Genomic DNA, 18911 nt, shown 5'->3' with positions numbered 1-18911 from the left:
TGTGTGCACCGGTCTGATCCCGACCCCGTGCTAAGCGGCGGGATTAAAACCCAACCGTCTCATTGATCAGGGTGACCTTGCGGTTGCCCAGCGGTTCCTTGAGCGTCACCGGCCACTCAATGCGTACCGCGATGTCGTGGCACAGAAAGGGAGCGTCCACTTTGGGTCGGCTCCCGTAACGGATGACAACCTCAGTAGGACTCTCCTCGGCGTTGGCCACGACAACCGAGCATTTCGGGTCGCCCATTGCAATGGGGACCACGATGGTTGTCTCGTCCATAACGGTGTACCCCTTGTCCGCCGGCTGCGAGGACGCGTCCAGCTGAGTACCAAAGCCGAACAACAGGCCCAAAACGGCGGCAAGAATGGCAAACGCTGGCCCGGCGAAACGCTGGGCCAAATCAACAAAGGCGCGGGGATTCACGCATGCAGCGTACCCCGCGCCTTTATCTATTTCCCGTTAAACGTGATCCCGGCGTTAGTGGATGGGAGTCGGCTCGATCTTCCAGACCTCTTCCGCGTAGTCGCGGATGGTGCGGTCGGAGGAGAAGCGGCCGGACTCGCAGATGTTGATCCAGCACTTGCGTGCCCATGCGTCCGGGTCGGCGTAGTAGTCCTGCGCCATGCGGTCGCGGGTCTCGCGGTAGGAGGCGTAGTCACCGATTACGTAGTACACATCCGGCTCGCCGTAGCCGAAGCCGTCGAGAAGCGAGGTGCGGATGTCGTGGAAGGCGCCGGTTCCCTGGTCGTCGAGGGTGCCGTCGGTCAGCGCGTCAAGGGTGCGCATCAGGCCTGGGGTCTCCTGGGCCACCATGCGCGGGTTGTAGTTGCGCTTCAGCTCAGGCAGCTCCTCCTCGAAGGCGCCGAAGATGTAGGCGTTCTCGTTGCCCACGGCGTCGACGATTTCCACGTTTGCGCCGTCCATGGTGCCCAGGGTGAGCGCACCGTTCATCATGAACTTCATGTTGGAGGTGCCGGAGGCCTCCTTGCCGGCGGTGGAGATCTGCTCAGAAACGTCGGAAGCCGGGATGATCTGCTCAGCCGGGGAGACGTTGTAGTTCTCCACGAACACGACGTGGATGAACTGGCTGACCTCCGGGTCGTTGTTCACCAGCTCGCCGATGGCGTTGATGAGCTTGATGATGCCCTTGGCCATCGTGTAGCCCGGGGCGGCCTTCGCGCCGAAGATGAAGGTGCGCTTCGGCACGTCGCGCTCGCCGTCCTCCTTGATCCGGAAGTACAGGTCGAGGACGTACAGGGCGTTCATCAGCTGGCGCTTGTACTCGTGCAGGCGCTTGATCTGGGCGTCGAAGATGGAGTCCGGGTCCACCTCCACGCCCTGGCGCTCCGAAATCCAGGCGGCGAAGTCGCGCTTGTTCTCGGTCTTGATCTCGCGCAGCTCGCGGAGCACCTCGGCGTCGTCGGCGAAACCGCGCAGGTCCTTCAACTTGGACAGGTCGGTGACCCAATCGTCGTTACCCGCGAGGCGGTCGAGCAGCGCGGACAGGCGCGGGTTGCACATGCGCAACCAGCGGCGCGGGGTGACGCCGTTGGTCTTGTTGTTGAAGACCTCCGGCTTGATGTCGTTCCAGAAGCCCAGGGTGTCGCGCTTGATGATCTCGGTGTGGATCGCCGCCACGCCGTTGATGGAGTACGCCGCGTAGCAGGCGATCCACGCCATGTGGACGGTGCCGTCGTGAACCGGGGAGAAGTGGTGGGCAACGTCCGGGGCGACGCCGCGGGCCTGCATGTCGAGGCGGTAGCGGCGGTCGATCTCCTGCACGATCTCCCAAATGCGCCAGAACAGCTGCTTGAAGATGGACTCTTCCCAGGTCTCCAGCGCTTCCTGCAGCACGGTGTGGTTGGTGTAGGCGAAGGTCTTCGAGGTGACCTCCCAAGCCTCCTCCCAGCCCATGCCGTGCTCGTCGAGCAGGATGCGCATGAGTTCCGGGATGCCCAGCACCGGGTGGGTGTCGTTGAGCTGGATGGAGTTGTACTTGTGGAAGTCGCGCAGGTCCGTGCCGTGGTGCTCGATGTAGTTGTCCACCAGCTCCTGCAGGGATGCGGAGACGAAGAAGTACTGCTGGCGCACGCGCAGCAGCTTGCCGGCGTAGCTGGAGTCGTTCGGGTACAGCACGCGGGTGATGTCGTGCACTGCCTCGCGCTCCAGAATGGCGTCGGTGAAGCGCTGGGAAGAGAACGCGTCGTAGTCGAACTCGTGCATCGGCAGCGCGTCCCACAGGCGCAGGGTGCCCACGTTGTCAGTGCCGTAGCCGGTGATCGGCATGTCGTACGGCACGGCGCGGACCTGCATGTCGTCGAACTTCACGAAACGCTGCTGAGTGCCGCGCTGGATGATGAAGGGGTAGAAGGACTCCTTCCACGCATCCGGGTGCTCCTTCTGGAAGCCGTCCACGAACTCTTGGCGGAACAGGCCGTAGCGGTACAGCAGGCCGTAGCCGGTCAGCGGGTAATCCTGCGTCACTGCGGAATCGAGGAAGCAGGCGGCGAGGCGGCCGAGGCCGCCGTTACCCAGCGCCGCATCGTGCTCTGCCTCGAGCACGTCGGAAAGGTTGTGGCCGTACGCCTGGGTCAGCTCTTCGGCTTGCTCGACGAGGCCCAGGTTGGTCAGGTTGTTCAGCAGTGCTCGGCCCTGCAGGAACTCGGCAGAGAAGTACGCGGCCTGGCGGGTGGCGGCGTAGGTCTTGCGGGTCTGCTCCCAATTATCGGCCAGCTGCTCGACGACGGCTGCGGACAGGCCCGTCCAGAACTTCTTCACCGTGGACGTCTCTGGGGAACGGCCGGAGAAACTCTTGACATGGCCACCGAGGGTCTGCTCGAGCGGCGGGGTCGGAGTGGGGTTAGCAGGCGTAGTCATGTCTCAAACCTTTCTCGGGGTTTCAACTCGCGGCCCAGCCTACAGCCGCCGGCGGACTCTCTCAGCGCAGCGGGGCTCAGTTGCTTTCCGACGCTCCCAGATACGCCAACACGGAAGCCGCCGCCGCACCGGTCGCGGCAGCGATCGTCGGCTCGTACTCGGGCAGGAAGGTCGGCATGTGGTTCACCGGAATGTCCTCGGTGACGCGATCTGCCGCGACAGCTGCATCCCACTGCTCCCGCGGGGTGCAGCCCACCAGCCAGAAGCAGTAGGGCACACCGAACGCGGCGGGGAGCGCCGGGAAGTCCTCGGATACCGTCGTGGGCTCGGCGATGATGGATTCCTCCCCGAACGCCTCGTCGAAGGCGGCGCGCACGGTGGCGAAGCTCCGTTCGTCGTTAGTCAAAAGCTCCCCGTGCGCGAAGAACTCGATTGCGGGCTCCTCCTCGCAGCCGGAGGCGGCGACTTCGGCGCGCACCACGCGCTCGATGGCGGCATAGACCTTGGCCTTCGTGGCGTCCGAGTAGAAGCGGCAGTTGAGCACCAGCTCCGCGTGACCCGGGATGATGTTGTTCGTGGTGCCGGCGTGCATGCTGGCGACGGTGACCACGGAGAAATCGGCCGGGTTCACCTCGCGGCCCACGATGCCCTGGAGACGGGCGATAATCATCGCCGCGGTGAACGTGGGATCGATGGCAGCGTGGGGCATGGAGCCGTGCGCGCTGCGGCCGGGAATGCGGATGCGGATGGAATCGCACGCCGCGAACTGCGGACCCGGCTTGGACATCACGGTGCCCGCGCGCCCCGGCATCACGTGCTGGCCCAGGCACACCTCTGGCTGGGGTACGCGGCTCGTCAGGTCGTCCGCGACCATCGCTGCGGCGCCTTCGGCGGTCTCCTCGCCAGGTTGGAACAGGGCGATGAAGGTGCCGGACCACGCCTCGCGGGCGCGGTCGAGCACGTCGCAGGCGCTGATGAGTGCGGTGGTGTGGATGTCGTGGCCGCAGGCGTGCATCGTGCCGGTGGCCGCGGCGTACTCCACGCCCGTCGCCTCCTCCACGGGCAGGCCGTCGAAGTCGGCGCGGAAGAGCACCGTCGGGCCCTCGCCGTTGCGGAACACCGCGCAGATGCCGTAGCCGCCGATCGGTGCAACGACCTCGCAGTCGAAGCGCTGCAGCTCCTCCAGGATCCGCGCGTGGGTATTCTCTTCCCGCATGGAGAGCTCGGGGTTGCGGTGGAACCACTCGTAGAGCTCGCGCTGCCACGCCTCGTCGACGGGGTAGGAAGCAAGTACGTCTGCAATGTTCATTAGGCGTTGCCTCCCGTCAGCACCGGGTTGTAGAGCAGCACGTTGCGCGCCGGGGCGCACTCGGCGGCGATGCGGATATCCGCAGCAATGCGGCCCTCGTCGCGCAGCTCGAAGAGATTGGTCACAATCCTGTCGCGCACGTCGAACGGGGAGAGCGTGTTCACGTAGATCTTCGTGCCGCCCTCGAATCCGGCGACGGTGGAGATGCGCCACTTCACGTTCACACGCCACGGCATCGGCAGATCCAAGTCGACCGGGCGGTAATGCCACTCCTCGTTGCAGGCCACCTCGGGCCCGGTCGCGGCGTGCATGGCGTGGAGCAGGTCGCTAAAACCGCGGACTTCCTCAGGGGTCTGCTTCCACGGCTCGCAGGTCGGCGACTTCGAGTAGATGCTCGCGGTGGGGTAGCGGTGGCCGATGCCGGCGACCAGCACCGCGTAGTCGTTCTCCGCGATGATGAGGTTGTGCTGGGAGGCATAGTTCACGCCCCACTCGTTGTAGAGGTTGATGTTGCGGCGCAGTTTCTCAATCTCGCGCTCGGACTGCACACCCCGTTCATCGATAGTCACCAGCTGCTTGTGCAGGTGGTCGAAACTGGCGCCGGCGGGGGAGAGCCAGTTCTGGAACACCACCACGTACGGCGCGTAGCGGTTCGCTTCCAGCAGGTCGCGCAGCGCGTCGACGGTGAAGGCGGTGAAGGCGTAGTGCTCCTCCGGGGTCAGCGTCCCGGAGCTCGCGAGCTGGGAATCATCTTTCGCGTCGTCCACGAAGTGGCGCCTGCCGATGATCACGTCGTGGCCGCCGCCGAAATACGCCGGCACCACGGCAAGCAGCTCGTCCTCAGTGGAGGCGTCGCCAAGACCGGAAGCCCGCATGCGGGTGCGCGCGATCTCGTAGACGTGCTCGCGCCCGGCCGGGTCTGCGAGGTAAGCGTCCATGTGCTCGAGCTGCGCCTCGGACATCTCGAACCCGTAGTTCTGCGCCCAGTAGTCGTAGGACACGATCTCGAACAGGTTGGGCACCCGGCGGAATTCCGCGCGGGTATCATCCAGCTGCCCGGGAAGCAGGTTGCGCAAAATCTCCCAGTTGCCGTCTTCGCCGCGCACCATGCGGGCCTTCTCCGGCGGAGTGGCCAGCTGGTTCGCCTCGCAGAAGTTGCACGAGTTCGTGAACGCCTCAGGCGTAAGCGCCTCCGGCTCCTTCACCCGGCGGGACAGCGGCCGATTGCCGCGCCCCGGCACCGTCCACACCTGCGTGCCGGAAAACGGGCTGACTTGCTTGATCGTCCCGTCCGCCATGGTGGACAGGGCATTTCTCGCTGAGTAGGCGGGGAAAGGCATGCCTACCAGCCTACTCGGGCTAGCCTGGGGCGCATGCCAGCAATTCAGTTCGATGTCCTCGCTCCCGCACCGGCCGCGGAGCAGGTCGGCGCCGCGTTCCAGCGCGCCCTCGACATCCTCGTCCGCCGCGGCAAGCTCACCGCGGGCACCGCGCGGCACGAGGGCACAGTGCGTATCGACGACGGTGTGCTTTCACAACTCGCCGAAACCTACGAGCACGACCGCGGCACCGATCCGTCGGAGGACGGCGCGGAAGTGCACCGCTTCCGCATCGAGGCGGAGGGCGCGTCGAGCGTCAACAGTCTCGCCATGGGGCTGTCCCGCATCCTCACCCCGAAGGCCGATTTGCCGCGGGATCCTGCCGCGCTCGAGCAGCAGGACCAATTCGAGCGGCCGTCGATCTACCCCTGGACTGTTGAGGTGTTGAGGTAAGCCACCGCAATCTCTGCGCCGGCGCGGCGCAGCTGCTCCGCGGTGTCGGCGATATCCTCCAGCGTCACGGCGATGACGTCTTGGCCGGCGACTTGATCCGGCGTCTCCTCAAAGCGGCCCGCGGCGATGGCCACGGTGGCCTGCGGGTTGTGCTCGGCGACGAGATCGCACACCGTCTGGGCGACCTTGCCGGTTGCGGTCTGGGAATCGAACTTGCCCTCGCCGGTGATGACCAAGCCGGCATCCTTTACAGCGTCGGCAAGCCCGTTCGCCTCGGCCACGACGCGCGCGCCGGGCGCGAGCTGCACGTGGTCGGTATTGCCGTGCAAGAGCGTCGAAAGCCACGTGATGCCGATGGCCACGCCGCCCGCCGCGCCCATCCCAGGGGTGTCCGGGTCGATCCCGCAGACGTCGCACAGTACCTTGAGCCCCTCGTCGAGCACGGCGACGTCGTCCTCGGTCGCGCCCTTCTGGGGTCCGTACACGGCGGCCGCGCCCTGCTCGCCGCAGGCGGGCACCTGGGAATCGGTGAGCAGCACCCATTCGACCGCGCCAGCGGGGATGTTCATCTTCGCGGTGTCGAAGTCGGCGAGGTTGCGCAGGCTCCCGCCGCCGGGTTCGAGCTGGTAGCCGCGGCCGTCGATCGGGTTTGCGCCGAAGGCGACGAGGATGCCGGTGCCGCCGTCGACAGTCGCGGAGCCGCCGAGGCCCAGGACGATGCGGGTGGCGCCGCGGGTTTGCGCATCGGCGATGAGCACGCCGGTGCCGTACGTGTCGCCGGTCAGCGGAACCGGGTTGTCCTTCACCGCCGGCAGGCCGGAAGCCGCAGCCACGTCGATGAATGCGGTGGTGGTCGCCGCGTCGTAGGTGTAGGTGGCCTCGGTGAGGCGACCGGCCGCATCGGTGGTGGGAAGGGTCACGCGCTCGCCTTCGAAGAGGGCCGAGGTGCCTTCGCCGCCGTCGGCCATCGGGGCGAGGTGGATGTCCGCGTCGCGGATGATGCTGCGCACGCCTTCGCCGAGCCATTCGGCTGCCTGTTGCGCACTTGCCGTGCCCTTGTAAGAATCGGGGGCGATTACCACCTTTGTCGAACGCTCGGTGTCGAGAGGGGCGGAACTCTGATTGCGCATGGTCACACAGTGTAGCGTCCGCCGGGGTGCACTTTGGCGACGGCTGAATGAATAAACCCAAACAGCATGCATAGTTTGCATATGTGCTGTACGATCTATCGCGTCCCATTCGCAGAACTATCGACACGGAGGCCAACCATTATGAGCGCCATTGAACAAGAGGTCGCTGGCTACTACGACAAGCTGCTGAAGCGTAACCCCGGCGAGCCGGAGTTCCACCAGGCGGTTGCCGAGGTCCTCGACTCACTGAAGATCGTCCTTGCAAAGGACCCCCACTACGCCGACTACGGCCTGATCGAGCGTCTCTGCGAGCCGGAGCGCCAGATCATCTTCCGAGTTCCGTGGATGGACGACAACAACGAGATCCGCGTGAACCGCGGCTTCCGTGTGCAGTTCAACTCCGCACTCGGCCCCTACAAGGGCGGCCTGCGCTTCCACCCGAGCGTGAACCTCGGCGTGATCAAGTTCCTCGGCTTCGAGCAGATCTTCAAGAACTCCCTGACCGGCCTGCCGATCGGCGGCGGCAAGGGCGGCTCCGACTTCGACCCGAAGGGCCGCTCCGAGGGCGAGGTCATGCGCTTCTGCCAGTCCTTCATGACGGAGCTGTGGCGCCACATCGGCGAGTACCGCGACGTGCCGGCTGGCGACATCGGCGTGGGCGGCCGTGAGATCGGCTTCCTCTTCGGCCAGTACCGCCGCCTGGCTAACCAGCACGAGTCCGGTGTGCTCACCGGCAAGGGCCTCGAGTGGGGCGGCTCCCTGGCCCGCAAGGAGGCCACCGGCTACGGCTGCGTCTACTTCACCGGCGAAATGATGAAGGCGAACGGCGAGTCCATCGACGGCGCCAAGGTGATTGTCTCCGGTTCCGGCAATGTGGCCATCTATGCCATCCAGAAGGCGCAGGAGCTCGGCGCGACCGTGGTCGGGTTCTCCGATTCCTCCGGCTGGGTCGAGACCCCGAACGGCGTTGACGTGGAGCTGCTCCGCGATGTGAAGGAAGTCCGCCGCGAGCGGGTCTCCGCCTACGTCGAGGAGGCCGAGGGTGCGACGCTGCACACCGACGGCTCCGTATGGGACCTCTCCGCTGACGTGGCGCTGCCGTGCGCGACGCAGAACGAGCTGAACGGCGACCACGCCCGCAACCTGGTCGCCAACGGCGTGAAGTACGTGGCGGAGGGCGCGAACATGCCGTCCACCGCAGAGGCGATCGAGGTGTTCCGAGAGCACAAGATCAACTTCGGCCCGGGCAAGGCGGCCAACGCCGGCGGCGTGGCCACATCCGCGCTGGAGATGCAGCAGAATGCCTCCCGCGACTCCTGGTCCTTCGACTACACCGACGAGCGCCTCCACGGCATCATGAAGAACATCTTCAAGATGTCCTCCGAGACCGCCGCAGAATACGGCCACGACGGCGACTACATCGTCGGCGCCAACATTGCCGGCTTCAAGAAGGTCGCGGACGCGATGCTCGCCCAGGGCGTCATCTAAGCTTCCGTCGTAAAGCACCAAGCCCCTGCGCGCCTCCCGGAGAGGCGCCGGGGGCTCGCTTACTGTAGGGGCCATGTACCGCGTTTTTGAAGCCCTCGATGAACTCGTTAGGACCGTGGAGCAGGCCTACGGCGTGCCCATGACGTCGAACTGCATGGTGCCCCGCAACGAGATGCTCGCGCTTTTGGACGATGTCCGCAACGCCATCCCGGCCGAGCTCGACGATGCGCAGGATGTCCTGGACAAACAGGACGAGATTCTGCGCGGGGCCCAGGAGCGCGCCGACACCGTGATCATGGACGCGGAGGACGAGTCGCGCCGCTTGGTCGACGACGCGCATTCGCAGACGGAGAGCATGCTTTCCGACGCCCAGGCCCGCGCCACCATGCTCGTGGCCAACGCCGAAGAAGACTCGGACCAGATGGTCACCCGTGCGCGCGAGCAGGCGGAGGCGACCGTCGATAAGGCGCGGCGCGAAGCCGACCGCCTCGTTGAGTCCGGCAACCAGGAATACCAGCGCAGCGTCGAAGAGGGCCTCGCGCAGCAGGAACGCCTCATCGCCGAATCCGAGGTCATGCGCCGCGCCGACGAGGAAGCGCACCGCCTCGTGGAGCAGGCGCACTCCGAGTCCGCCCGCCTGCGCGCTGAGTGCGACGATTACGTGGACGCGAAACTCGCCGAGTTCGAAGAATCGCTTTCCTCGGTCCTGCGCACCGTGTCCTCCGACCGCTCCGCCCTGCGCCGCGGTGCCGGCGCGTCGGGCGTGCAGCGCGCCGAGGCTGCGTACGACGCGAAGTACGACGCGAAGTACGACGCGACGTACGAGCGTGATCGCTACAAGCGCCGCGACGAGTACTAGTTCCCGGCGCGGCGCGCGGTAGTGTAAGGGGTGCTATGTCTGAGAATCCCTTCATCATTGATGTCGCCGAAGCTATGCGCGGCGACGGGATGCCCGTAACCGTGTCGCAAACCGGGCCCTCGCCGTCCCGTATCGGACCCGAGATGATCGCCATCCCTGCCGGTGAGCAGGTTGAGGTTGAGGCCACCGTGATCCCGCTGGGCCACGGCGTGATGGTGGATGCCACCGCCCGCGCCCAGCTCACCGGGCAGTGCGTGCGCTGCCTGAAAACCCTCCACCCGGTGGAGACGCTTCGGGTGCAGCAGGTCTTCTCCGCGTCCGAGGACTTCATCACCGGTGATGCCGAGGTGGATGAGGATCTCGGCTCGGGCGACGAGATCATGCGTGTGACCGACGACCGTGTCGACCTTGAGCAGGCGTTTGTCGATGAAGCGGGCCTGACCTGGCCTTTCAACCCGACCTGCCAGCCGGCGTGCGACGGCGACACCGATGTGCCGGCACCGGACGGGGTTTCGGGTGAGGAGCAAAACCGCGTCGACCCGAGGTGGGCGGCCCTGGAGAAATTTCTGTGAGCCGCTCCCGCAAAAAGAGGCAACTGACAGGAGATGAGGCGTGGGCGAAGGCATTCGGTGCCGTCGACCACGACCCGCTCATTGCGGTGCTCGGTGTTGATGTTGAGCCGGATCTCCTGCGCCTTGCGCTGACGCACCGTTCCTTCGCCAACGAACACGGCCCGCTGCCGAACAACGAGCGCCTCGAGTTCGTCGGCGATGCGGTCCTCGGCCTCTCGATTGCGAACGAACTGTTCGACCGCTTCCCCTCGAAGCCCGAATCCGACCTCTCGCCGATGCGCGCCCGCGTGGTGTCGCGCTACGCTCTGGCGGATGTCGCCCGCGAGATCGGCCTCGGCGAGCACGTCTTGGTCGGCCGCGGCGAAGAGGTCACCGGCGGCCGGGACAAGGACTCGATCCTCGCCGACACCACCGAGGCGCTGCTTGGTGCGATTTACCGCCAGCACGGCTTCGAGGTCACCCGCGACGTGATCCTGAGGCTCTTCGCCGGCAAGCTCGATAACGCCCACTGGACCCAGGACTGGAAGACCGTGCTGCAGGAGCGCGTGGCGGAACTCGGCGGCGAGCCGCCGGTCTACGTCGCCACGTCAGAGGGCCCCGAGCACGAGCAGGTGTTCACCGCCGAGGCGCTCATCGACGCCGTCTCCCGCGGCAAGGGCCGCGGCCAGAACAAAAAGACCGCGGAGCAGAACGCCGCGCGCGAGGCCGTATTCTTCCTCAAGGAGCACCCCGAGGCCGTCGCGCTGGCGAAGCGGGCGGGGGAGTAGCGCGGTGCCGGAGCTGCCCGAGGTTGAGGTGGTGCGCCGCGGCCTGGATCGCCACATCGTGGGGCGCACCTTCGACACGGTCGAGGTCCTTCACCCGCGCGCCGTGCGAGGCAACGCCGTGGACCTCACTGAGGTGCTGCCCGGCCTCGCCGTCACCGGCACGGGCCGCCGCGGCAAGTACATGTGGCTCACGCTTTCCGACGGAGCTTCCCTAGTCGTCCACCTGCGCATGAGCGGCCAAATGCTCGTCGGCACGCCTGGTGCCCTGACCAGCCCGCACCTGCGGATACGCGCGCTGATGGGGGACGTGGAGCTCGACTTTGTTGATCAGCGCACCTTCGGCATGTGGCAGTACACCCCGCTTATCGACGGCATCCCCGAACCCGTCACCCATATCGCACCCGATCCCTTCGAGGCTGACTTCGACGCGCACCAGACGGCCCGCGCGATGCGCCGCAAGAACTCGCCGCTGAAGTCGGTGCTGCTGAACCAGGAGGTGGTGAGCGGCATCGGCTCGATCTACGCGGATGAGGCGATGTGGGCTGTCGGGCTGAAGCCGTGGCGCACCGCCCGCACGATGCGACAGCGCGACGCAGTAGCGGTCCTCGAGGCATCCCGCGACGTGATGGAGAGGTCTCTGGAGCAGGGCGGCACGAGCTTCGACTCCTTGTACGTCAACGTCAACGGCTCCTCCGGGTACTTCTCGCGCTCGCTCAACGCCTACGGGCAGGCAGGCAAGCCGTGCGCGCGGTGCGGTACCCCGATCGAGCGCGTCGTGGTGGGGCAGCGCTCCAGCTACTTTTGTCCTCGCTGCCAGGTGGGCTGAACCTTTCGCTAAACTGCCCGGCATGGAATCCGCCACCTCATTCATTGACGGAACCCTGAACGGCATTATTTGGAATATCGTTCCGTGGTTCCTGATCGCGGCCGGTGCTTACTTCGGCCTGCGCACGCTCTTCGTCCAAGTCCGCATGCTGCCGGACATGTTCAAGGCCATCACGGAAACGCCGAAGGGCAAGGACCGCCAGGGCCGCGACCTCGACGAGGAGTACGGCGGCATCTCCGCCTTCAAGGCCTTCACCATCTCCGCAGCCTCCCGCGTGGGTACCGGCAACGTGGCTGGCGTGGCGCTGGCGATCTCCGTCGGCGGCCCGGGCGCTGTGTTCTGGATGTGGATGCTAGCGCTCGTCGGCGGCGCTACTTCCTTCGTCGAGTCCACCCTGGCGCAGCTGTGGAAGACCAAGGACGAGAAGGGCAACTACCACGGCGGCCCTGCGTACTACATGACGCGCGGCCTCGGTTGGGCTCCGCTGGCTGCGGTGTTTTCCGTGTTCCTGGCACTGACCTACGGATTCGTCTACAACGCGATCCAGACCAACTCCATCGTGGAGGCTGTGGGCGGCTCTTTCGGCAACGATTCCCTCGCGCTGAAAGGCACCGTCGCCGCCGTGCTGGCCATTCTCACCGCGCTCGTGATCTTCGGCGGTGTGACCCGCATCGCCTCCTGGACTCAGGTCATCGTGCCGTTCATGGCCGGCGCCTACATCCTGATGGGTGTGTGGGTGCTCATCGTCAACGTGAATGAGATCCCGGGCATGATCTCCCTCATCGTCGGCCACGCGCTAGGATTCAAGCAGGTCGCGGGTGCGGCCATCGGTGCCGCGTTCATGCACGGCATGCGCCGCGGCCTCTTCTCCAACGAGGCTGGTATGGGCTCCGCCCCGAACGCCGCGGCGACCGCAACCGTGTCCCACCCGGTCAAGCAGGGTCTGGTGCAGACCCTCGGCGTGTACTTCGACACCCTCATCGTCTGCACCATCACCGCCTTCGTCGTGCTGCTCGGCCCGGCCGTGAACTACGGCATGGACGACGTCCAGGGCGCGGCACTGACGCAGTCCGCGCTGGCGGATTCACTGGGTGACTGGGGTGCCCACGCCATCACTATCATCCTGTTCTTCCTGGCGTTCTCTTCGATCATCGGCAACTACTACCTCGCGCAGGCCAACCTCGAGTACCTCACTGACTCCAAGACCGCGATGACCGTTTTCCGCCTCGCGGTGATCGGCTTCGTCATCTTCGGCGCCTTCGGATCCGTCCCGCTGGTGTGGGCGCTCGGCGACACCATGGCCGGCCTGCTCGCCATCTTCAACATCATCGCCATCGTCCCGCTCGGCGGCATCGCCATCAAGCTGCTGCAGAACTACAACGAGCAGCGCAAGCAGGGCATGGACCCGGTGTTCCACCGCGACATGCTCCCGGAGATCAAGAACGTCGAATACTGGGACGGCTCGGACCCGGTCACCCGCCGCAGCGCCGAGGACCGCCTGATCGCCCGCGACGCGAAAGCAGCCGGCGAGGACAACGACCTCGGCGGCCTCGAGGGAGGGTTCAAGCAGAATGCCTAGCACCCGCATGACTGCACACGTCCACGGCCACGTCCAGGGCGTCGGCTTCCGCTGGTGGACCCGCTCCCGCGCCCTCGAACTCGGGCTCACGGGATACGCGAAGAACCTTGCCGACGGTCGCGTTGAAGTCGTCGCCGAAGGCGACGAAACGAACGTCGAAAAGCTCCTGGAGTTGCTCCAAGAGCAGCCGAGCAGCGCGCGCCGGCCGGGTTCGGTGGAGCACGTGCAGGCGCAGTACGGTGAGCCGAAGGGCGCGGAAGGTTTCGAGGAGCGCTAGTGGACCCGCAGGCGTTTAAAAACGCGATGAGCCAGCTCGCCGCCGCGGTGACCGTGGTGACGACCGGCACCAAGGAGGCCCCGCACGGCACCACGGTGAGCGCGTTCATGTCGCTGTCGCTCGAACCTCCGATGGTGCTGGTCTCGCTGGACCAGCGCTCGTCGCTGCTCGCACAGCTCGAGGTGGGCTCGCCGATCGGCGTCAACGTCCTCTCGACAGAGCAGGGCGACTTGGCGCGGACGTTCGCCACTCGCGGGATCGACCGCTTCGCGGGTGTTGACTGGTGCATGGCCGACGGCGCACCGAAACTCGACGGCAACCACACCTGGGTCGCGGGCACCGTCGCGCGCTTGATCGAGGCTGGCGACCACGTGCTCGTGCTTATCGATGTCTGCTGCGCCGAGGTGAACTCCAACCAGCCGCTGCTGTACTGGCAGCGCGAGTTTGGCACTCACGGCTCCCTCGACGCTGTGCGAGGGCGCGCACACGAGGTCGAAGTGGAGCCGAAAGACTAAGCGACGATCTTCCCCAGCACCTCAGCCAGCTGGGCGTTGTCGCCGGAGTCCTGGCTGTGGAAGCGGGCGGCGATGAACGCCTCGCGAATTTCGGGGTCGAGGAACACCGCCGGGTTCAGCTGGTGGCCGGCGTTGTGGGTGAGCTGGGTGAAGAACACTGCTTGCGTGCGGGTATTGCCCTCGCGGAACGGGTGAATCACATTAATCTCACCCCAGAACTCGGCGAGCTCGGCCACGAACTCGTCCCGGGAGAGTCCCTGCAACAGGTTCTTCTTTGCTAATCGACGGAACTGGGTCTCCGCCGCCTCCGTCATTACCGGCCCCGCCGGGTAATAGGCGTGGCCGGCCTTCGTCATCCACCTGTCGGTGGGCGCAACCCGCTCTTCACCTGCCCACTCGTACACATCCTGGAAGATGTGGCGGTGAATCGCCTTGAAGTGGGCGTAGTCGAAATTGCCGGGGATGGGGTTCGCGGCGAGCTCGTCCAGCCGCACCGCAGCGATGGCGGTTTCCAGCTCGAAAAGCGCAGCTGGATCGGCGATACCGTACGGTTCGTCGCCGTTGCCTAGAAGATTTCTAAGAACCTGCGTCCCCGGGATGTAGTAGTCATCCCATGACCTGAACTGTGGCTTGGGGCGCGCCATTACCGTGCGTAGAGCTCACGAATCAGACTAATCGCTTCGTCAGCGTCGATTGCCCCGGAAGCAGCGAGCTCACGGATCCGATCCACCTCAGGATTGGTGACCGTGTGACCAGCGGCCGCGAGCACCCCGTCGCTGAAACGCAGGATGTCCTGAACGTCCGTTTGTCCGATTATCTGTGTCATATTCTCCCCCTTACGCGTCCGTTCATTCTACCGGCTCACCGCGGCGAGGAGAAACCCCAAAAATGGGTAGCATCATCACCAGTCACACCAGTTAGTGGAAGGAACGGGCAATCGTGAAGAAGCCGCTCATTACTGCTGTCGCCGCTGCTACCGCACTCACCGGGGCTGTGGCGGCTCCCGCCCAGGCGCAGCTCTCTAGTAGTCTGTCGTCGCTTTCCTCGCTGTCGTCGTTAAGCAGTGCTCCTGGAAAGCGTTTCGATCCCGGCCTGCCGTGGGACACCGCGCTGGCGTCGCTGGACGGCACCTACCGCAAGATCAACATGGGCCGCCTCAGCGCGGGCCGGCTGCCGCTGCTGCGCGACGCGTCGCTGGACGCCGAGGCGCAGGCGTGGGCGGAGGAGCTGTCCCGCACGAACAGCTTCCGCTACATCGAGGGCCGGGAGCTGCAGAACATCGCGATGATCCCGCAGGACCAGAATCCGGGTAAGGCGTACGAGATCTGGCGCGAGGACCCCGCGGCGGCGGGTGCGATGTTCGCGCCGCAGGCGAGGCGCGTCGGCCTCGGCGCGGCGCACGGCTGGGTCGAGGGTCAGGGCTGGGTCTACATCATCGTGATGCTGGGGCGGTAAACTCCCAAAAATGCACCTCAAATCGCTGACCCTCAAGGGCTTCAAGTCCTTCGCGTCAGCGACCACGATGAAGTTCGAGCCGGGCATCTGCGCCGTCGTCGGCCCGAACGGCTCCGGCAAGTCCAACGTCGTCGACGCGCTGGCCTGGGTGATGGGTGAGCAGGGGGCGAAAAACCTGCGCGGCGGCTCGATGCAGGATGTCATCTTCGCGGGCGCGGGCGACCGTAAACCGCTCGGCCGCGCCGAAGTCACGCTCACCTTCGATAACACGGATGGTCATCTGCCGATCGGCTACACCGAGGTGGCGATTACCCGCCGCATGTTCCGCGACGGTGCGAGCGAGTACGAAATCAACGGCGCCAAAGCGCGCCTCATGGACATCCAGGAGCTGCTCAGCGACTCCGGCATCGGCCGAGAGATGCACATCATCGTCGGCCAGGGCAAGCTCGCCGAGATTCTCGAATCGCGTCCCGAGGAGCGCCGCGCCTACATCGAGGAAGCTGCTGGCGTGCTGAAACACAGGCGTCGGAAAGAAAAGGCGCAGCGCAAGCTCACCGGCATGCAGGCGAACCTCGACCGCCTCACCGATCTCACCGAGGAGCTGGGCAAACAGCTCAAGCCGCTCGCGCGCCAGGCCGAGGCCGCGAAGCGCGCAGCGACGGTGCAATCCACGCTGCGCGACGCGCGCCTGCGGCTCGCCGGGTACGAGGTGGTCACGCTCCGGGCGTCGCTTATCGACGCTTCCAGGCACGCCGACATCCTCGCTGAGCAGGTCGAATTGGCTACCGCGGAGCTGGAAGAAGTGACTGCGACGCAGGACGAGATCGAAGCGGCGCAGGCAGAAATGCAGCCGCGTGCGGATGAGGCGCAGCAGGTGTGGTTCGCACTCTCCACGCTCAAGGAGCGCGCCAACGCGACGGAGCGCATTGCTACGGACCGCGCACGCAACGCCGGGTCGATCGCCCCGTACGCCGGCCAAGACCCGGAAGACCTGCTCGCCCGGGCGCGAGCCGCAGACGCGCAATTCGCGGAGGCTTCCGCCGCCCACGACGATGCGCGAAACCACCTGGCGGCGGCCCGTGGGGCTGTGCGTACCGCGCAGCGCGTGTTCGACGAGGCGGAGCGGGAGCACCGCGCGACGCTGCGTGCCATAGCTGACCGCCGCGAGGGCGTGGTGCGTCTGCTTGCCCAGGAAGAATCCCTCGTTGCCGCGGTTAATGCCGCCGAAGAGGAGGCCGCGCGCTTGGCAGAAGCGCTCGAGGACACCCGCGCTCGTGTCGAGGACGCAGCCGGCGACACAGAGGAAGCCTCCGAAGCGCTCGCAGCGCTGCGCGAGGACCGCGAACCGCTGGAGACCGCACGTGTCCGCGCCGCGGCGGAATCGCAAGCGGCGGAAAAGCGCCTCGAGCAACTCCGAGACGCCCAGCGCGAACGCGAGCGCACGGTGTTTTCCCTCGAATCGCGCATCGCCACCCTCCAGGAACAGGTCCCGCGGGTTTCGGGGCGCGACGCGCTGGGGGAACAGGCGGAGGCCCTTGCTGAGCTGCTGGACATCGAACCCGGTCTCGGTGCCGCGGTCGCGGCGGCGCTCGGCCCGTTCGCGGACGCCTTGGTCACCGCGGGCGACTTGGAGAGCTCGGCGCTCATCGATGCCCTCGCGCAGGCAGACCGCTCCATCGTCTTCGAGTCCGCCAGCGGATCGTCTTGGCGGCTGGACGCGGATGCCAAGGTGGACTGGCTGCTCGACCACGTCACGGTGAAAGCGCCGGTCGTCGGCGCTGTGACGCGGCTTCTCGTCGATGTCGTTGTGGCAGAGAACGCGGCTGCGGCCCGCGCCATCGTGGACCAGGATCCGCGGCTGCGCGCCGTGACCCGCGAAGGTGTCCTCGTCGGCGAGGGGTGGCTCGCGGCAGGCTCCGCGCGTGCGACGACGGTCGAGCTCGGCACCCAGGTCGACGCTGCCAACGCGGAACTCCAGGAAGCGAAAGCAAAGCTCGAGGAGCTCTCCGGCACGCTACAGGGTGCCGCCGAAGCTGCCGACGATGCCCGCGTTGCCGCAGCCAGCGCCACCGCCGCGCTCCGCGACCACGACCGCACAGTCGAAGCGCTCACCCGCGACCGGGACCGCCTCCAATCCCAGCGCGGCGCCGCCGAACGCGAGCACGCCAAGGCCGCGCAGCGGGTGACTGAGGCGGAAGGGCGTTTGAATGAGCGTCGGCAAGCGTTGGCCCAGACCCGCGACCGCCTGGCGCGCGTGGATGCGGACGAGACGCCCAGCGAGGAACCGTCGACCGAGGAGCGCGACGAGGCGCAGGAGGCGTTGACCGAGGCCCGTGCGCTCGAAGTCGAGGCGGTGCTGGCGGAGCGCACGGCGAAGCAAGCGGTCGAGCAGATCGCCGGCAGGGGAGATGCGCTGCGCAGGCAGGCGGAGCACGAGCGGCAGGCGAAAGCGCGCCACGAAGCGGCTGTCGCCAGGCGCCGCGCGGAAATCGAGCTCGCCGAGGTTGTCGCTGAGCGCGCAGGGAGGCTCACCGAGCGTATCGACGACGCGCTTTCCCGCGCCGCCGCCGAACGCGACGCGTTGACCAGCGAAGTGACGAAACTGCGTACACGTCAGCAACAAGCGCGCAGCATGGTGCAGGGCGCGCGCCAGCACCTCGCGCGCGTGACGGATTCAGCGCATGCGTCGGAGATCGCGCGTTCCCAGGCGCAGGTGCGTATCGATGAAGCCGAAGCCAAGGTCACCGAATCCCTGGGTATCGCGGTCGCGGATTTGATCGCGGAGTACACCCCGGAGCTGGACTTCGACGTCGAAGCTGAGCGGGCGCGACTCGCCCAAGCGGAGAAGGACCTGCGAGCGTTGGGAAAGGTCAACCCCCTCGCGTTGGAGGAGTACAAGGCACTGGAGGAACGCTACTCCTTCCTGTCCACGCAGCTCGACGACGTGATCCAGGCCCGCAAGGACCTTGAGGGCGTGATCGAGGATGTGGACGCGCACATTCTCCAGCTGTTCACCGATGCGTGGCGCGACGTGGAGCGCGAATTTCCGAACGTCTTCGCCACGCTCTTCCCGGGCGGCGAAGCGCGGCTGATCCTCACCGACCCGGACGACATGCTTACCACCGGCATCGAGGTGGAGGCGCGCCCGCCGGGTAAGCGCGTGAAACGGCTGTCGCTGCTCTCAGGCGGCGAGAAGTCTCTGACCGCGCTCGCGTTCCTTGTCGCGATTTTCCGCGCCCGCCCCAGCCCCTTCTACGTGCTTGACGAGGTCGAGGCAGCGCTTGACGACGTCAACCTCCGTCGCCTCATCGCCCTTTTGGAAGAGCTGCGGAAAGACTCCCAGCTGATCGTGATCACGCACCAGAAGCCGACGATGGACGTCGCTAACGTGCTCTACGGCGTGACCATGCGCGGCGACGGCGTCACGCGCGTGCTCTCGCAGCGGATGCAGCCCGCGGGTGCTCCGCGGGCGGAGGCATAGGCG

Annotated in this window: 18 protein-coding genes; 11 read left to right on the top strand and 7 right to left on the bottom strand. The window is 66.3% G+C overall.

All coding sequences use genetic code 11. From position 1 onward, the window contains the following. Positions 1-43: 43 nt before the first annotated feature. The 4 genes from M5J20_RS00405 to M5J20_RS00390 form a co-directional block, all read right to left on the bottom strand. Complete coding sequence (locus tag M5J20_RS00405) at positions 44-424, bottom strand: hypothetical protein (protein ID WP_253575312.1); 381 nt, start codon at positions 422-424, stop codon at positions 44-46. A 54-nt stretch (positions 425-478) separates the two neighbouring features. Then, a complete protein-coding gene (locus M5J20_RS00400; protein ID WP_253575310.1) occupies positions 479-2878 on the bottom strand; it encodes a glycogen/starch/alpha-glucan phosphorylase in 2400 nt (799 codons plus the stop codon). Positions 2879-2954: 76 nt separating this feature from the next. After that, positions 2955-4187, bottom strand: a complete 1233-nt coding sequence (locus M5J20_RS00395) for an amidohydrolase (protein WP_253575308.1) — start codon at positions 4185-4187, stop codon at positions 2955-2957. Further along, entirely contained in the window at positions 4187-5527 is a 1341-nt protein-coding gene (locus M5J20_RS00390) for a DUF4921 family protein (protein WP_253575306.1), read from the bottom strand. The genes M5J20_RS00395 and M5J20_RS00390 overlap by 1 nt, the downstream gene beginning before the upstream one ends. 33 nt (positions 5528-5560) lie before the next feature. Here M5J20_RS00390 and M5J20_RS00385 point away from each other — a divergent pair, with 33 nt between their 5' ends. Continuing rightward, positions 5561-5959, top strand: coding sequence for a hypothetical protein (locus M5J20_RS00385; protein ID WP_253575304.1), 399 nt, complete (start codon positions 5561-5563; stop codon positions 5957-5959). On the opposite strand, the gene M5J20_RS00380 is transcribed toward M5J20_RS00385, so the two are convergent. Beyond that, positions 5929-7089 (bottom strand): glycerate kinase, encoded by a 1161-nt coding sequence (locus M5J20_RS00380; RefSeq protein ID WP_253575302.1) that lies wholly within the window; start codon positions 7087-7089, stop codon positions 5929-5931. The two genes, M5J20_RS00385 and M5J20_RS00380, sit on opposite strands and share 31 nt — an antisense overlap. 141 nt (positions 7090-7230) lie before the next feature. Here M5J20_RS00380 and gdhA point away from each other — a divergent pair, with 141 nt between their 5' ends. The 8 genes from gdhA to M5J20_RS00340 all read left to right on the top strand — a co-directional run bounded on the left by gdhA (position 7231) and on the right by M5J20_RS00340 (position 13972). Beyond that, entirely contained in the window at positions 7231-8577 is a 1347-nt protein-coding gene (gene gdhA / locus M5J20_RS00375) for an NADP-specific glutamate dehydrogenase (protein ID WP_253575300.1), read from the top strand. 73 nt (positions 8578-8650) lie between these two features. Then, the gene (locus M5J20_RS00370; protein ID WP_253575298.1) at positions 8651-9436 is read left to right on the top strand and encodes a DivIVA domain-containing protein; all 786 of its coding nucleotides are present in this window, start codon (positions 8651-8653) and stop codon (positions 9434-9436) included. 35 nt (positions 9437-9471) lie between these two features. After that, a complete protein-coding gene (locus M5J20_RS00365) occupies positions 9472-10008 on the top strand; it encodes a YceD family protein (RefSeq protein ID WP_253575296.1) in 537 nt (178 codons plus the stop codon). Then, positions 10005-10775: a ribonuclease III gene (gene rnc / locus M5J20_RS00360; RefSeq protein ID WP_253575294.1), complete on the top strand. Its 771-nt coding sequence runs from the start codon at positions 10005-10007 to the stop codon at positions 10773-10775. The genes M5J20_RS00365 and rnc overlap by 4 nt, the downstream gene beginning before the upstream one ends. Positions 10776-10779: 4 nt before the next feature. Beyond that, a complete protein-coding gene (mutM, locus tag M5J20_RS00355) occupies positions 10780-11601 on the top strand; it encodes a bifunctional DNA-formamidopyrimidine glycosylase/DNA-(apurinic or apyrimidinic site) lyase (RefSeq protein WP_253575292.1) in 822 nt (273 codons plus the stop codon). Between the two features lie 22 nt (positions 11602-11623). Next, positions 11624-13180, top strand: coding sequence for an alanine/glycine:cation symporter family protein (locus M5J20_RS00350; RefSeq protein WP_253575290.1), 1557 nt, complete (start codon positions 11624-11626; stop codon positions 13178-13180). Beyond that, the gene (locus M5J20_RS00345) at positions 13173-13457 is read left to right on the top strand and encodes an acylphosphatase (RefSeq protein WP_253575288.1); all 285 of its coding nucleotides are present in this window, start codon (positions 13173-13175) and stop codon (positions 13455-13457) included. The genes M5J20_RS00350 and M5J20_RS00345 overlap by 8 nt, the downstream gene beginning before the upstream one ends. Continuing rightward, the gene (locus M5J20_RS00340) at positions 13457-13972 is read left to right on the top strand and encodes a flavin reductase family protein (protein ID WP_253575287.1); all 516 of its coding nucleotides are present in this window, start codon (positions 13457-13459) and stop codon (positions 13970-13972) included. Before M5J20_RS00345 ends, M5J20_RS00340 begins: the two co-directional genes overlap by 1 nt. Here the strand turns inward: M5J20_RS00340 and M5J20_RS00335 are convergent. Continuing rightward, positions 13969-14616, bottom strand: a complete 648-nt coding sequence (locus M5J20_RS00335) for a Fic/DOC family protein (protein ID WP_253575285.1) — start codon at positions 14614-14616, stop codon at positions 13969-13971. The two genes, M5J20_RS00340 and M5J20_RS00335, sit on opposite strands and share 4 nt — an antisense overlap. Next, entirely contained in the window at positions 14616-14798 is a 183-nt protein-coding gene (locus tag M5J20_RS00330; RefSeq protein ID WP_253575283.1) for a hypothetical protein, read from the bottom strand. The genes M5J20_RS00335 and M5J20_RS00330 overlap by 1 nt, the downstream gene beginning before the upstream one ends. Positions 14799-14911: 113 nt before the next feature. Here M5J20_RS00330 and M5J20_RS00325 point away from each other — a divergent pair, with 113 nt between their 5' ends. Together M5J20_RS00325 and smc are read left to right on the top strand one after the other, a co-directional pair. Beyond that, entirely contained in the window at positions 14912-15427 is a 516-nt protein-coding gene (locus M5J20_RS00325; protein WP_253575281.1) for a CAP domain-containing protein, read from the top strand. A gap of 10 nt (positions 15428-15437) precedes the next feature. Next, positions 15438-18908 (top strand): chromosome segregation protein SMC, encoded by a 3471-nt coding sequence (gene smc, locus M5J20_RS00320; protein ID WP_253575279.1) that lies wholly within the window; start codon positions 15438-15440, stop codon positions 18906-18908. The last annotated feature ends 3 nt before the right edge of the window (positions 18909-18911 follow it).

Origin of the sequence: Corynebacterium stercoris (assembly GCF_024160105.1) — a bacterium.
Taxonomy (GTDB): domain Bacteria; phylum Actinomycetota; class Actinomycetes; order Mycobacteriales; family Mycobacteriaceae; genus Corynebacterium; species Corynebacterium stercoris.
Note: the sequence above shows the minus strand (reverse complement) of the source record. Positions and strands in the feature narration are given on the sequence as shown.